Genomic DNA, 14306 nt, shown 5'->3' with positions numbered 1-14306 from the left:
CTTTTCTAGCATTTATCCTATATTCTTTGTATCCAGTCATAAAAAATAAGTCTATAAAGACTCATTAAGAGTCTTTATAGACTTATTTTCCTTACACATTAGACTTTTCTTTCTCCCAGAAAAACTCACCCGATTGAGAAATAAACTCTCCAACAGAATCTAACACTAAATCAGCAAGTGGTTCTAATGTTGGACGGTCTCCCGTACCAGATAGCACCCCAATTGCATAGCAATCGCCATTTTTAGCTAAATGTAAATCAGTTGGCGTATCTCCAACAACCGCAACCTCACATGATTCTAAATTAAATTTCTCACAAAACACTTCTATAATCTTTTTATCTGGTTTTTGCGCAAGGAATGTATCCGAGGCTATAATATAATCAAAAAAGTTCTCCAACTTATATTGTTTTAAAAATAATTCTGTTGGTGCGAAATCATCCGCCGTGACAACCCCTAATATAAATCCTTTATCTTTTAATGCCTGTAACACTTTCGGTAAATCCGCTGTCATTTTCATATGCGAACGATGCTCATACATAAGGGAAAATAACTTCTCACTTACCCACTGATGCATCTCTTCTTCTCTAGCAGACTCAATATAATTACAAAGCCCCTTCGCTACATCAAGGCTTGTTCCAGCAGCTATTGCACTCCTCGGATTAACAAATGCTCCCTCTACACCAATCTCTTCTAATAAGGTCTGCCCTATTGCACTTGGTAAATGATATAAACTTATACATTCAGCTACAAGTTCTTCAGCTACTTTTATCCAGATTGAATGAAAATCCATTAATGTCCCATCTTTATCAAATAGTATTGCTTTTACCTTCTCCATAGCATCCTACCTCTCGTTTCTTATCTCCTCCAGTGTATCAATAAAATATGGATGTAAAATAAAAGAATTGTAAAAATACCATAAAAATCAAACTAACTCCCAATTTACAATTCATTTTAACAAAGTAAAAAAGGATGCCTTTACAGGGCATCCTCTTGATGTTCAGGAACAAATAGTTCTAAACAATGATATATATTTTCGAATTCCATCGGTGCATCTCCACCATACTCACCATCTAAATTAATCATTAGTTTATCTGGTGAATGTACTTTAATTCGGTTCGCTTGTGTATATAACACTTTTGGATTGTTAATATGTTCACCACGTTGTGCTTGTGTTGCTGCTTTAATCAAATCAGCGATAGAACCTTTTTTCAGTACTAATAGGTCAAATAACCCATCGTTAATAGATGCATACGGTGCTACCTTTTCAAATCCACCTACTGAACGAGTATTCGTAATTAAAAACATCGTAATTTCTTCTTGTAGTAATTTTCCATCATACTCAATTTCAACATATGTTGGATGTAATGATGGTAACATCTCGATACCTTTTAGGTAATAAGCAAGTTGTCCTAATACTGTCTTTAACTTACTCGGTACCTCGTATGTTAATTCTGTAATACGACCGCCACCAGCGATGTTAATAAAATATGTATCGTTCGCTCTACCAAGGTCTAATGGCACTGTTTTTCCTTCGCAAATAATATCTGCTGCCTCTTCAATAGAACGAGGTACACCAATCGCACGTGCAAAGTCATTTGTCGTTCCAACTGGAATAATTCCAAATTTCGGACGGAATTCATGCCCAACTAAACCGTTTACTACTTCATTTAACGTACCGTCGCCACCAGCCGCAATAACAACATCAAACTTACGATCCGCAGCTTGCCTCGCCGCCACAGTAGCGTCTCCAGGACCCGTTGTCGCATGACAAGATGTCTCATAGCCAGCTTGTTCTAATTTTTGTAATACTTCTGGTAAGCTCTTCTTAAATAGCTCACGCCCAGAAGTAGGATTATAAATAATTCTTGCTCGCTTCATCATTTATTAGCACAGGAAATTTCTTTATGTATCGAAAAAGAACATACTGAACTTCTATTCAGTATTCCCATGCCTACCTCCTCTCATCTTGCTATCCTTCTTTTATCCCGCTCAAACAGGCAGTAAGAACCCGATTCGTGTAGTCCATCAAAAGTAAATATTCATTTCAATGGTTTTTTTATTTGACCAAAAAATTTATCCCGCTATTTGCGGGCAGTAAATGCCCGATTGGTGAGGGCTCATAATCAGTGTTGGATGAACCTCCTACTGATTAAAGTTTCACTTTATTTCTATCCATTCTTCCATAAAAATTTGCATATAACGAATAATAACTATCTATTATTTCATGAGATGAAAAAAACCTCTATGTTTAGATTTATCATTATTCCCACCTTTTTGCAACTATCATACCATAGTTGCTATACAAACATTTTTCCACTTTTGACAGTTAATCAAACGTTTGTTTAAACGATTTTGTCTCATTTAAACAAACGTTTGATTAACCTAGAAAAACACCCATGTACGGGTGTTTTTCTGCTTAATCTTTAAAAGTCACTACTATTATCGCTTATTAATCTCTTCAAGTAAGATTTTGTTAACAAGCGGTGGATTTGCTTGTCCTTTTGTAGCTTTCATAATTTGACCAACTAAGAAGCCAATTGCACGGTCTTTACCGTTTTTAAAGTCTTCGATAGATTGCTCATTATTATCAAGAATTTCTGTTACAACTTTACGAAGTGTACCCTCGTCAGAAATTTGAACAAGACCTTTCGCTTTAACGATTTCTTCTGGGTCTCCACCTTTTTCAATTAATTCATTAAATACTTTCTTCGCGATTTTAGAAGAAATTGTACCTTTTTCAATTAATTGAACCATTTTAGATAAACCAGCAGGCGTTAATGCAACGTCTTTTAATTCTTTTTGTTGTTTGTTTAAGTATGCAAGTACTTCACCCATTAACCAGTTCGATGTTAATTTCGCATCAGCACCGTCTGCAACAGTTGCTTCAAAGAAATCAGACATCTCTTTCGTTAATGTTAACACGTGTGCATCATAAGCTGGTAAGCCTAGTTCTGCAACGTAGCGAGCTTTACGTGCATCTGGAAGTTCTGGAATAGAAGCTCGAACTGCTTCTTTCCACTCATCATCGATGTAAAGTTCAACTAAGTCTGGCTCTGGGAAGTAACGGTAATCGTCAGATCCTTCTTTCACACGCATTAAGATTGTTTTCTTCGTTGCTTCATCATAACGACGTGTTTCTTGTTGGATGATGCCACCAGATAACAATTCTTTTTCTTGGCGCACTTGCTCATGCTCAAGACCTTTTTGTACGTAAGTGAATGAATTTAAGTTTTTCAGTTCCGCTTTTGTACCGAACTTTTCTTGTCCAACTGGACGAAGAGAAATGTTCGCATCACAACGCAAGGAACCTTCTTCCATCTTACAATCAGATACACCAGTATATTGAATGATTGATTTTAACTTCTCTAAGTATGCATATGCTTCTTCTGGCGTACGCATATCTGGCTCAGATACGATCTCGATTAAAGGCATACCTTGACGGTTGTAGTCTACTAATGAACCATCAGCTGTATGCGTTGATTTACCAGCATCTTCTTCTAAATGAAGACGTGTAATACCGATACGTTTCTTTTTACCGTCTACTTCGATTTCAATCCAACCATTTTCACCAATTGGCTTATCAAATTGAGAGATTTGGTAAGCTTTCGGGTTATCTGGATAGAAATAGTTTTTACGGTCAAACTTCGTTTCCGTTGCGATTTCACAGTTTAATGCCATTGCAGCTTTCATTGCAAAGTTAACTGCTTCTTTATTTAAAGTAGGAAGTACCCCTGGGTATCCTAAGTCAATTACACTTGTTTGTGTATTTGGCTCCGCTCCGAATTCTGTTGGACTCGCAGAGAAAATTTTCGAATTTGTTTTTAACTCAACGTGAACCTCTAAACCAATAATTGTTTCTAAATTCATCTATGCTCGCCTCCTTACAGACTTGCTTTTTTTGTATGATAGTCTGTTGCTTGCTCAAACGCATGTGCAACGCGGTAAATTGTCGCTTCATCGAAGTGTTTACCAATGATTTGTAGACCAAGTGGCATGTTGTTAGTACCGAATCCACATGGAACTGAAATCGCTGGAACACCCGCTAAGTTTACTGGGATTGTTAAAATGTCATTTGCATACATTGTCATTGGATCGTCAACTTTTTCTCCCACTTTAAATGCCGGAGTTGGTGTTGTTGGTCCAATAATAACATCATAGTTAGCAAATACATTTTCAAAGTCGTTCTTAATTAATGTACGTACTTGTTGTGCTTTTTTGTAATATGCATCATAGTAACCAGAGCTAAGAGCAAATGTACCAAGCATAATACGACGTTTAACTTCATCACCGAAACCTTCACTACGTGTGTTTTTGTAAAGATCTAATAAGTTATTTACATTATCAGAACGAACACCGTAACGCACGCCATCAAAGCGTGAAAGGTTAGCAGATGCTTCAGAAGAAGATAGTAAGTAATACGTTGCTAGAGCGTATTTAGAGTGTGGAAGAGATACTTCCTCCCAAGTTGCGCCCATACCTTCTAATACTTTTAAAGCAGCTAGTACTGACTCACGAGCTTCTTCGCCAACACCTTCGCCTAAGTATTCTTTCGGTACAGCAATGCGTAAACCTTTAACATCGCCTGTTAAACCAGCTAAATAGTTTCCAACTTCAACGTTTGCAGAAGTTGCATCCATGCGGTCAATACCTGAAATAGCTTGTAATAAGTATGCATTGTCTTCTACTGTACGTGTAATCGGTCCGATTTGGTCAAGTGAAGATGCGAATGCTACTAATCCGTAACGAGATACGCGTCCGTAAGTTGGTTTTAAACCTACAACACCGCAATATGCAGCTGGCTGACGGATAGAACCACCCGTATCAGAACCTAGAGAGAATAGTACTTCTCCTGCTGCTACAGCTGCTGCAGAACCACCACTAGATCCGCCTGGAACGTAATCTAAGTTCCATGGGTTTTTCGTAGCGTAGAATCCTGAGTTTTCATTTGAAGAACCCATTGCGAACTCGTCCATGTTTAATTTACCGATTGTAATTGTGTCAGCAGCTTTTAGCTTTTGCACAACTGTCGCATCATAAATTGGATCGAAGTTTGCTAACATTTTGCTCGCACAAGTTGTACGAAGACCGTTAGTTACAATGTTATCTTTTACACCAATTGGCATACCGAATAATAAACCATTATCTTCAGCGCCGATTTTTGCATCTAATTCTTTCGCTTTTGCGCGTGCATTTTCTTCATCTAATGTAAGAAAAGCTTTTACGTTATCTTCAACATCCGCAATACGTTTGTAAGATTCTTCTACTAAATCCGTAACGGAAATTTCTTTGTTGTTTAACTTCTTATGTAACTCTGATACTGAATGATCAAATAATGACATCGAAATTCCCCTCCTCTATTCTAATACTGCTGGAACACGGATTTGATTATCTTTGTGATCCGGTGCATTTTTTAATACTTCTTCGACTGGTAAACCTTTTTCTGGTACATCTTCACGCATAACATTTTTCATAGTTAATACATGAGTTGTTGGTTTTACATCTGTTGTATCTAATTCATTTAACTGTTCTGCAAATGTAACAATTGCATCTAGTTGTTTTTGAAATTTTTCTGCTTCTTGATCAGTAATTGCAAGACGTGCTAAATGTGCTACGTGCTTTACATTCTCAACGGAAATTCTTGACACGGCTAGGCCACCTCCATAATATATCGTTCAATCTACAATACTATTGATGATACCAAATTTTCAGTACTTCAAGCAAGTCAACACAGAGTACTTACGCCATTTTTACATAAAAAAAGAAAGGCAAATGCCTTTCTTTACAATTTACTCTTTATCTAACGGTTTATTTTTCGGAAATCTCTCGTTATCTTCTTCATTATCACGAATTGTTTTTTGTAATACAAAACAAGACATCGTTAAAAATAATGTTCCAATTAAATAGTATCCTTTTACACTAAGCGTTTCATCTAACGTATAAATCCCAATTAGCATACCTGAAAGCGCACAAACAAATGAAGTCCATGCTAAAAACGTGAACGCTTGCGTATTACGTCTTCTCATCGTTCTCCCCCTCGTTAGCTGTATACCCATTATAGATAAGTATATTTACCATGATGGATTTTTATGTAAATTCTAGTTTTATATTTATAAATCTATCATAAAAGAATACTATTTTAAAGAAAGTTTTCTGCCTAATCTGAAAAAACAATTAAAATGATTGACATTTATTTCTATTCTGCATAAAATAAAAATAAATATTACGAACCTCGAAATATACGGGAGTGGAATTAATTGTTGCAATATGAACATTTTTTAGACTTACTGCTAGATAACGCCAAGAAACTTTTCTATCCTGAAGAATGGGTAAGCCTTGATTTAACACTTTCCAAAACAGAAGTATTTTGTTTACTTTGGATGGAACGAAATACAGAGATTACAATGACAAAAATTGCTGATCTTCTTGATATACCGATGAGTACAACGACGGGCGTTGTAAATCGCCTTGTAAAAAAGGGATATATTGAACGCTACCGTGATGAAAACGACCGACGTATTGTATTAATTCGGTTAACAGAAACCGGCGTAATGCTCGTTCAAGAAGTAAAACAAAATGCAGCCCATTACTTTAGCTTAGTGACAGAAGCATTGTCAGAAGAAGAAAAAGCATTCTTACTACAAATCTTCCAAAAGATTATGAATCAAATTGCTACCTCACAGCAAAAAACAGAAGAAAAGGTTTCTACACCTAAAATGAAAAACATTCCGATTGAATAAAACCCTATCTGGGTTTTTATTCAACCATTTACTTCGATACTCGTAATATTCGACATTCGAAACAAGGGGGATATGAATGATGAGAATTATCTTGTATACAGGTAAAGGCGGCGTAGGAAAAACTAGCATTTCAGCAGCAACAGCACTTCAAAGTGCGAAGCAAGGATTAAAAACTTTAGTAATGAGTACAGATCCTGCTCATAGTTTAGGAGATTCATTTGGTATAAAGTTATCTTCTGAGCCATTAGAAATCCGTGAAAATTTATGGGCACAAGAAATTAATACGATTTATGAAATGGAAAAAGGTTGGGGAAAGTTACAGAAATACATTACCTTACTATTCACTTCCAAAGCAGCTGATGATATTACAACAGAAGAATTAACGATGTTTCCTGGTATGGAAGATTTAATTAGCTTACTTCGCGTACTCGATTATTATAAACAAAACACATATGATGTTATCATCATTGATTGCGCTCCAACAGGAGAAACATTAGCAATGCTAAGTTTTCCAGACATGCTCGGCTGGTGGATGGAAAAATTGTTTCCTATTAAAAGAAAAGTTTTAAAAGTCGTTCGTCCTGTAGCTCAACCACTCCTTGGTGTCCCTCTTCCAACCGACGATATTATGGACGAATTAACAAATACACTTGAACAGCTCGGAGAAATGAGAGATATTTTATCAAACCGAGAAGTAACAAGTATCCGCATCGTTGTAAATCCTGAAAAAATGGTCATTAAAGAAGCTCAGCGTAGCTTTACTTATTTAAATTTATACGATTATAACGTAGATGCCATTATGATTAATCGCGTCATCCCTAACACCGTCACCGATCCTTATTTTCAAGCATGGAAAGATACACAAAAGAAATATAAAACATTAATTCAAAATAGTTTTGATCCACTTCCTATTTACGAAGCTCCAATGTTTGAACAAGAAGTTGTTGGTTTACCTATGTTAGAGCGTGTAGGCGATGCTTTATTTAAAACTGATCATTGTCCTACTGAAGTGAAATTTAACGGGCGCACACAATATGTAAAAAAGGATGGCGATGATTATATTTTCATTCTTTCTATTCCCTTCTCAAACAAAAGTGAACTTTCCTTAAATCAAAAAGGTGATGAACTTATTATTCGAGCGGGTTCTGTTAAACGGAACATCACGTTACCAAAAACATTAACACACCTTTCTATTCAAGGAGCAAAATTTGAAGAAGATGTACTAAATATTCGGTTTGGAGGTGTAGTACATGCATGAGGAATTACTACGAAGGGTAATTCGTACAAAAGTAAAAGTCGGGATGCATATATTAGAAGAGCTACCTAATCCAATCCAGCAATCAGCTAAGCAAATATTAAATATTTTACAAGAGGAACTAGCTGCTTATCCGAAAGAACGAGATCATCATGAAGTTAATTTAAAAAATATCATAATTGAATAACTATCTCTGTATAGAGGGCCTTTTTTAGGCTTTCTATACTTTATTGGAGTGATGTAAGTTGATGAAAAAGCATTCCACTACTATACTCTGGATCATTCCCTTATTATTTTTCATTCATAACCTTGAAGAAGCTTTCCAAATGCCACAATATCTTGCTAATCAATTTTCAATCCGTCTTATAACTAGCCAACAATTTTTCATTGCCATTTCCGTATTAACAATCTTTGTATTACTTATCGTCTTTCTATATCAACTTAACTTCTTGTCTTCTATATGCTGGATTATTTTTATACAAGGGGCCATCTTCTTTAACTCTGTTCAACATATTATTTTGTTTTTCATTTATCGCTCCTATAACCCCGGCGTAATATCAGCATTTTTCATTACTCTCTTTGCTATTTTCTTTTTTTTATCAAAAAAACACTTAATTCATCAAAAGCAATTCGTAATTACAATCCTTTTCAGCTTATTTTCTTATCCCATTATAATTTGGATTACCTTACTGTTCGCTAGCTACTTTCATTCATAAAAAAAGACCAGGAAAACTCCTGGTCCATTACTCTACTTAACAAACATTGGATTCTACGTTATACAAAATTGGAAGGTACAGAATTAGGATTCGTTTGTTAAGTAGATTATATGTTGAACGAACTAACAGCGGAGGGGTTCCTTCTGTTAGTCCATTAAACTCAATCATTATTTTACGATTTTTTCAAGCTCCTCAAGTGAAAGATCAACTGAAATTGAACCATCATTTGTTTCTTTCTTAATTGCATCTGTTACTTCTTTTGAATGGTATAGTTCAATTACTTTTTTCAGTGTTGGATCATCTTTATCTTTCGTACGAGCTGCAAAAATATTAATATATGGCTTCGCATTTTCATTCTTTGGATCTTCTAAGAAAATAGGATCCTTCGCTGGATCTAATCCAGCTTGACCAGCAACACCGTTATTAATAACTGATGCCGCTACATCTTTTAACACACGAGGTGTTTGCTGTGCGATAACCGGTGTAATTTTTAATTTCTTCGGATTTTCAGCAATGCCGCTTGGATCTCCAAATAAGCCAAAATCTTTTTTAAGCTTTAATACTCCAGCTGCATCAAGAAGTTTTAATGCACGTGCTTGGTTCGTTGGATCGTTTGGAATTGCAATTTCTGAACCATCTGGAATTTCATTTGCCTTCTTATATTTTTCAGAGTATAAACCCATTGGCGCAATTTGTGTTGTACCAACAGCTGTAATATCTAACTTATGCTCTTTTTTAAATTGCTCTAAGAAAGCAATATGCTGAAATGAGTTTAATTCAATATCTCCATCAGCTAAAGCTTTATTTGGAGTTGTATAATCAGAGAACTCCACCAGTTTAATCTTAATCCCTTCTTTTTCAGCTTTTTTCTTCAAAATTTCCCAAGCGTCTCCATCCGTTCCAGTTACACCGACGCGAACTACTTTTTCTTTCGCTCCTGCACCCGTGTCTCCACTTGAGCAGCCACTTAATGCTGAGACTGCTACAATCGCTGATAATGCAAATGCTAAAATTTTCTTCATTTTCTTTTCCTCTCTTCCTTTTTATGATCTACGTAACAAGACTTTCGCAAAGTAGTTTCCTAAATTTTGAGCTATCTGTACGAGAATAATAAGTAAAACAACCGTTACAAACATAACTGATGTATCAAAACGTTGATAACCATATGTCATTGCCAAGTCACCAAGACCGCCACCACCGACAAGCCCAGCAACTGCAGAAAATTCAATTAAACCAACTGTCATAAATGTGACACCTAAGATTAATGGTGCTAACGCTTCTGGTACAAGGATTTCAAAAACGATTCTAATTGGCGAGGCGCCCATTGCTTGTGCTGCCTCAATTACTCCTTTCGGAACGGAAACAAGATTTGTTTCAACCATTCTAGCAATACCAATTGATGCGACTAACGTCATCGGGAAAATTGCTGCTGCTGTTCCAATCGTCGTTCCAATAACGCTTCTCGTTAGTGGACTTAACGCTACTAAAAAGATAATGAATGGTACCGGACGAATTGTATTAATTATGATGTTAAGAATAGAAAAGACCCATTTATTTTCTAAAAAGTTTCCTTTTCTCGTTACATATAAAAGTAAACCTAGAGGTATACCCAGAATTGTAGCGAATATAAGGGTTACAATTACCATTAAGAGGGTATCCCCCGTCGCATCTAGTATGCGCGGCCAAAATATACTCCAATCAACTCGCATGAGCTTCTACCTCCTTCAGCTGCACTTGCAGTCTTAGATGTTGCAATGCTTTTTGAATTTCCCTCTGCTCACCTTGCAATTCTACAAGCAGATTTCCAAATAGCACATTTTGAAGTTCAATAATATTTCCGTACAGTACATTTACATCGACGTTATAGTTTTTTGCGATATATGATAGTACCGGCTGTCCCGTCTCCTCACCAGTAAATGTTAGACGATAAATTTGACCACCATTTTGAATTTTCGCTAGAACACTTTCTGGTAAATGATCATTAATAACAGAACGTACAAAGTTTTGAGTCGTCTTTGTTTTTGGTTGCGTGAAAACATCGAACAGTTTTCCTTCTTCAATAACTTTTCCCTTCTCCATTACAGCTACACGGTGACAAATTTCTTTCACAACATGCATTTCATGTGTAATAAGAAGAATTGTTAAATTGTATTCTCGATTTACTTTCTTTAATAAGTTTAGAATTTCTGTCGTCGTTTCTGGATCTAAGGCTGATGTTGCCTCATCACATATAAGAATATCTGGCGATGTCGCAAGTGCTCTAGCAATACCAACACGTTGCTTTTGTCCCCCTGATAGCTGTTCTGGATAATAGTTTGCTTTATCTTCTAACCCTACAAACTTCAGCAGTTCATTCACTCGTTCCTTTATCTCGTTCTTTGGCAATTTCGCTAACTTTAATGGATAAGCAATATTCCCAAACACTGTTCTTGAATTAAATAAATTAAAGCTTTGAAAAATCATTCCGATTCTTTGTCTTAGTTTGCGTAATTCTTTTGTCGATAATGATGTAATATCTTTATCATCTATTGCAATCGTTCCTGACGTTGGTCTCTCTAACATATTTACTAAGCGTAATAATGTACTCTTTCCAGCGCCACTAAAACCGATGATGCCAAAAATTTCGCCTTTCTCAACTGATAATGTTACATCCTCCACCGCATGAACAGATTGCCCAGCTGATTCATACACTTTACTTACATTGTTAAAAGAAATCATTTTTCCCCCTCCTATATGCTGTAAAAACTTGAAGTAGAGCTTTCGAGGTAAAATAAAAAGTGCTCTCCTTCTTATCAACCATAAAGATAAGAAGGAGAGCACTTATATGTACTCGTTCACATCTTCTCATCTTCCAAGCCTTTATATGGCTTGCTGGAGTTAGCACGGTATTAAAAAACCCGTTGCTGAGGTATCATAGGGCCAGTCCCTCCACCTCTCTGGATAAGAATGTATCGATTTAATTGTCATTTAATTAATTCTCATTATAGAACTCAGAATAATAAGAGTCAATACATTTTTTAGAAAAATATTAATTATTCCTTTATTAAAATTTTCAGATGAAAATTCATGAGAAAATAGTAACTTTCAAGGTTATTTAAAATTCTTCTTCCTCATATTTTTAAACAGGAGAATCCTCTCTACAAATTGAATAAATTTATTTGAATATGAAACTCGGAGGCAGATAAATATATGAAAACAGCTCTTTTACTCGTCGATATTCAAAACGATTATTTTCCAAATGGAAAGATGGAATTGCGTAATCCAGTAGAAGCAAGCGAATATGCTAATCAGTTATTACAACACTTTAGAACAAACAGCGAACCTATTTTTCATATCCAACACGTAGCTATAAAAGATAACGCTACTTTTTTCCTACCTAATACAGAAGGTGTACATATTCACGAAAGCGTACGTCCACTTAGAGAAGAAACAGTTATACTCAAACATTATCCAAATAGCTTCCGAGAAACTAATCTTCTAGAGCAATTACAGCGTTTAGACATTGAACATGTCGTCGTATGCGGGATGATGACTCATATGTGTATTGATGCTACAGTAAGGGCTGCATTTGATTTTGGATTTCAATGTACCGTTATACACGATGCTTGTGCTACAAAAGACCTTTCTTTTAAGAACGCTACTATACCAGCTGTTTATATTCACAATACAATTTTAGCTAGTTTAAATGGCGTATATGCAAATGTAATAAGCACGAAAGAATTTTTAGCTACATAAAAAACACTCCTTTCAGTGAGCAAAACCGAAAGGAGTGTTCCTTGTCGAACCATAGATTTTCTTTCAAATTGTATTATACAGGAAATTCTCAAAATGAATACTAAAAAATATGACTAATACGTCAACTTTTCTCATTATTTTATTTCTGTTTACATGTTTATCCCGCTATTAATAGGTTTTAGCTCATTCTCTTCGAACGACGGTAATATATGGGGTTTCAATTTTAAAAGGAGCTCTTCACATTTTGTGAAGAGCTCCTCTACTATTTCTTATAAAGTTTCAGAAGTAGTTTTTGCTTGCATGTGAAGTGCTAAGTAATCAGGTCCACCAGCTTTAGAGTCTGTACCAGACATGTTAAAGCCACCGAATGGTTGGTAACCTACGATTGCACCAGTACATCCACGGTTGAAGTATAAGTTACCAACGTGGAAGTCTTCACGTGCTTTTTCAATATGGTCACGGTTGTTAGTAATAACAGCACCTGTTAAACCGTATTCCGTATTGTTTGCAATTGCAAGTGCATGATCGAAGTCTTTTGCTTTACAGAATGCTACTACTGGTCCGAAGATTTCTTCTTTCATTAAGCGAGCATCTTCTGCAACATCAGCAACGATTGTTGGTTGGATGAACCAGCCTTTAGAATCGTCTCCTTCGCCACCTGCTAAGATTCTACCTTCTTCTTTACCAATTGCAACATAGCTCATTACTTTATCGAATGCAGCTTGGTCATTAACAGGACCCATGTTTGTACCTAATACTGCTGGGTTAGCAACTGTTAATTCTTTTGTTAATTCAACAGCACGATTTAATACGTGATCGTATACATCTTCGTGGATTACTGCACGAGAACATGCAGAACATTTTTGTCCTGAGAATCCGAATGCTGATGCAACGATAGACTTAGCTGCTAATTCAAGATCTGCTTCTTTATCAACAACGATTGTATCTTTACCGCCCATTTCAGCGATAACGCGTTTTAACCAAATTTGGCCTGGGTTTACTTTCGCTGCACGCTCATAGATACGGATACCTACATCACGAGATCCCGTGAAGCTTACGAAACGTGTACGAGGATGATCTACTAAGTAGTCACCAACTTCAGAACCGTTACCTGGAACGAAGTTTACTACGCCAGCTGGTAAGCCAGCTTCTTCTAATACTTCCATAAATTTCGCTGCTACTACAGGAGTTGTACTAGCTGGTTTTAGTAATACTGTGTTACCAGAAACTAAAGCAGCTGTTGTCATACCTGCCATAATTGCGAATGGGAAGTTCCAAGGAGAAATGATAACACCTACTCCTAATGGAATGTAAGAGAAACGATTATATTCAATTGGACGGCTTTCTACTGGAATACCGTCTTTTAATTTTAACATTTGACGACCATAATATTCCATAAAGTCGATTGCTTCTGCTGTATCAGCATCTGCCTCATTCCATGGCTTACCTGCTTCTTTTACAAGAATAGCAGAGAATTCATGTTTTCTGCGACGAACGATTGCTGCAGCACGGAATAAAATGTCTGCACGCATTTCTGGCTTTGATTTTCTCCAAGTTTGGAATGTTTCATCCGCTACTTGCATTGCTTTTTCAGCTAACTCACGGCTTGCTTTTGAAACACGACCAACAAGTTCCTCTTTATTTGCAGGGTTTACAGAAACAATTTTGTCTTCTGTAGTAATTTTTTCTCCCCCAATAATTAATGGATAGTCTTGTCCAAGATAAGATTCTACTTTCTTTAAACCTTCTTCAAACGCTAATTTGTTAGCCTCCACTGAAAAATCTGTAAATGGCTCATGTTTGTATGCTACTACCATTTTTTTAGCCTCCCCTTAGAAAAACGTTTACATTTTACAACATTAT

15 protein-coding genes and 1 riboswitch are annotated in these 14306 nt (G+C 36.1%); of the genes, 5 read left to right on the top strand and 10 right to left on the bottom strand.

Features of this window, described 5'->3' with window-relative positions:
* Positions 1 to 91: 91 nt before the first annotated feature.
* The 6 genes from OXT04_RS17510 to OXT04_RS17485 form a co-directional block, all read right to left on the bottom strand.
* Positions 92 to 835, bottom strand: a complete 744-nt coding sequence (locus OXT04_RS17510) for an HAD family hydrolase (protein ID WP_267416323.1) — start codon at positions 833 to 835, stop codon at positions 92 to 94.
* A 140-nt stretch (positions 836 to 975) separates the two neighbouring features.
* Positions 976 to 1881, bottom strand: a complete 906-nt coding sequence (locus OXT04_RS17505; protein ID WP_000977679.1) for a diacylglycerol kinase — start codon at positions 1879 to 1881, stop codon at positions 976 to 978.
* 558 nt (positions 1882 to 2439) lie between these two features.
* Positions 2440 to 3867 carry an Asp-tRNA(Asn)/Glu-tRNA(Gln) amidotransferase subunit GatB gene (gene gatB / locus OXT04_RS17500; protein ID WP_001047685.1) on the bottom strand — a complete coding sequence of 476 codons (1428 nt, stop codon included), beginning with the start codon at positions 3865 to 3867 and terminating at the stop codon, positions 2440 to 2442.
* A 14-nt stretch (positions 3868 to 3881) separates the two neighbouring features.
* On the bottom strand, positions 3882 to 5339 hold the full coding sequence (gatA, locus tag OXT04_RS17495) for an Asp-tRNA(Asn)/Glu-tRNA(Gln) amidotransferase subunit GatA (protein WP_097821978.1): 1458 nt from the start codon (positions 5337 to 5339) through the stop codon (positions 3882 to 3884).
* 15 nt (positions 5340 to 5354) lie between these two features.
* A complete protein-coding gene (gene gatC, locus OXT04_RS17490) occupies positions 5355 to 5645 on the bottom strand; it encodes an Asp-tRNA(Asn)/Glu-tRNA(Gln) amidotransferase subunit GatC (RefSeq protein ID WP_000086999.1) in 291 nt (96 codons plus the stop codon).
* Positions 5646 to 5786: 141 nt separating this feature from the next.
* Positions 5787 to 6023: a YiaA/YiaB family inner membrane protein gene (locus OXT04_RS17485; protein WP_001254393.1), complete on the bottom strand. Its 237-nt coding sequence runs from the start codon at positions 6021 to 6023 to the stop codon at positions 5787 to 5789.
* 231 nt (positions 6024 to 6254) lie between these two features.
* Here OXT04_RS17485 and OXT04_RS17480 point away from each other — a divergent pair, with 231 nt between their 5' ends.
* The 4 genes from OXT04_RS17480 to OXT04_RS17465 all read left to right on the top strand — a co-directional run bounded on the left by OXT04_RS17480 (position 6255) and on the right by OXT04_RS17465 (position 8708).
* Complete coding sequence (locus OXT04_RS17480) at positions 6255 to 6737, top strand: MarR family winged helix-turn-helix transcriptional regulator (protein WP_267416314.1); 483 nt, start codon at positions 6255 to 6257, stop codon at positions 6735 to 6737.
* 76 nt (positions 6738 to 6813) lie between these two features.
* Entirely contained in the window at positions 6814 to 7995 is a 1182-nt protein-coding gene (locus OXT04_RS17475; RefSeq protein ID WP_083530686.1) for an ArsA family ATPase, read from the top strand.
* Positions 7988 to 8179: a DUF3926 domain-containing protein gene (locus OXT04_RS17470; protein WP_000544106.1), complete on the top strand. Its 192-nt coding sequence runs from the start codon at positions 7988 to 7990 to the stop codon at positions 8177 to 8179. Before OXT04_RS17475 ends, OXT04_RS17470 begins: the two co-directional genes overlap by 8 nt.
* Before the next feature lie 61 nt (positions 8180 to 8240).
* Positions 8241 to 8708, top strand: a complete 468-nt coding sequence (locus tag OXT04_RS17465; RefSeq protein ID WP_072941042.1) for an HXXEE domain-containing protein — start codon at positions 8241 to 8243, stop codon at positions 8706 to 8708.
* 167 nt (positions 8709 to 8875) lie between these two features.
* Here the strand turns inward: OXT04_RS17465 and OXT04_RS17460 are convergent, their stop codons facing one another.
* From OXT04_RS17460 to OXT04_RS17450, 3 genes are read right to left on the bottom strand one after another with little or no spacing between them, the layout of a single operon-like run.
* Entirely contained in the window at positions 8876 to 9730 is an 855-nt protein-coding gene (locus OXT04_RS17460; RefSeq protein ID WP_267416305.1) for a MetQ/NlpA family ABC transporter substrate-binding protein, read from the bottom strand.
* A gap of 21 nt (positions 9731 to 9751) precedes the next feature.
* Entirely contained in the window at positions 9752 to 10417 is a 666-nt protein-coding gene (locus OXT04_RS17455; protein WP_001261865.1) for a methionine ABC transporter permease, read from the bottom strand.
* Positions 10407 to 11426 (bottom strand): methionine ABC transporter ATP-binding protein, encoded by a 1020-nt coding sequence (locus tag OXT04_RS17450; RefSeq protein WP_000622973.1) that lies wholly within the window; start codon positions 11424 to 11426, stop codon positions 10407 to 10409. The genes OXT04_RS17455 and OXT04_RS17450 overlap by 11 nt, the downstream gene beginning before the upstream one ends.
* 123 nt (positions 11427 to 11549) lie before the next feature.
* Positions 11550 to 11655, bottom strand: a riboswitch (SAM riboswitch).
* A 242-nt stretch (positions 11656 to 11897) separates the two neighbouring features.
* Between OXT04_RS17450 and OXT04_RS17445 the strand changes: the two genes are divergently transcribed.
* Positions 11898 to 12443, top strand: coding sequence for a cysteine hydrolase family protein (locus OXT04_RS17445; RefSeq protein WP_097821980.1), 546 nt, complete (start codon positions 11898 to 11900; stop codon positions 12441 to 12443).
* A 269-nt stretch (positions 12444 to 12712) separates the two neighbouring features.
* Here the strand turns inward: OXT04_RS17445 and pruA are convergent, their stop codons facing one another.
* Positions 12713 to 14260 (bottom strand): L-glutamate gamma-semialdehyde dehydrogenase, encoded by a 1548-nt coding sequence (pruA, locus tag OXT04_RS17440; RefSeq protein ID WP_000259555.1) that lies wholly within the window; start codon positions 14258 to 14260, stop codon positions 12713 to 12715.
* Between the last annotated feature and the right edge of the window lie 46 nt (positions 14261 to 14306).

The sequence above is a fragment of the Bacillus sp. GC_Bacil_1 genome (assembly GCF_026540675.1).
Taxonomy (GTDB): domain Bacteria; phylum Bacillota; class Bacilli; order Bacillales; family Bacillaceae_G; genus Bacillus_A; species Bacillus_A cereus.
The sequence above is the reverse complement of the archived record's forward strand: the minus strand, read 5'-3'. Positions and strand labels throughout refer to the sequence as shown.

Excerpts from the sequence above, each read along its gene's own strand:
- pruA (WP_000259555.1), bottom strand. The coding sequence starts at position 14,260 with ATGGTAGTAGCATACAAACATGAGCCATTTACAGATTTTTCAGTGGAG.
- OXT04_RS17445 (WP_097821980.1), top strand. The coding sequence starts at position 11,898 with ATGAAAACAGCTCTTTTACTCGTCGATATTCAAAACGATTATTTTCCA.
- OXT04_RS17510 (WP_267416323.1), bottom strand. The coding sequence starts at position 835 with ATGGAGAAGGTAAAAGCAATACTATTTGATAAAGATGGGACATTAATG.
- OXT04_RS17465 (WP_072941042.1), top strand. The coding sequence starts at position 8,241 with ATGAAAAAGCATTCCACTACTATACTCTGGATCATTCCCTTATTATTT.
- OXT04_RS17475 (WP_083530686.1), top strand. The coding sequence starts at position 6,814 with ATGATGAGAATTATCTTGTATACAGGTAAAGGCGGCGTAGGAAAAACT.
- OXT04_RS17470 (WP_000544106.1), top strand. The coding sequence starts at position 7,988 with ATGCATGAGGAATTACTACGAAGGGTAATTCGTACAAAAGTAAAAGTC.
- OXT04_RS17505 (WP_000977679.1), bottom strand. The coding sequence starts at position 1,881 with ATGATGAAGCGAGCAAGAATTATTTATAATCCTACTTCTGGGCGTGAG.
- gatA (WP_097821978.1), bottom strand. The coding sequence starts at position 5,339 with ATGTCATTATTTGATCATTCAGTATCAGAGTTACATAAGAAGTTAAAC.
- gatB (WP_001047685.1), bottom strand. The coding sequence starts at position 3,867 with ATGAATTTAGAAACAATTATTGGTTTAGAGGTTCACGTTGAGTTAAAA.
- OXT04_RS17450 (WP_000622973.1), bottom strand. The coding sequence starts at position 11,426 with ATGATTTCTTTTAACAATGTAAGTAAAGTGTATGAATCAGCTGGGCAA.
- OXT04_RS17455 (WP_001261865.1), bottom strand. The coding sequence starts at position 10,417 with ATGCGAGTTGATTGGAGTATATTTTGGCCGCGCATACTAGATGCGACG.
- OXT04_RS17460 (WP_267416305.1), bottom strand. The coding sequence starts at position 9,730 with ATGAAGAAAATTTTAGCATTTGCATTATCAGCGATTGTAGCAGTCTCA.
- OXT04_RS17485 (WP_001254393.1), bottom strand. The coding sequence starts at position 6,023 with ATGAGAAGACGTAATACGCAAGCGTTCACGTTTTTAGCATGGACTTCA.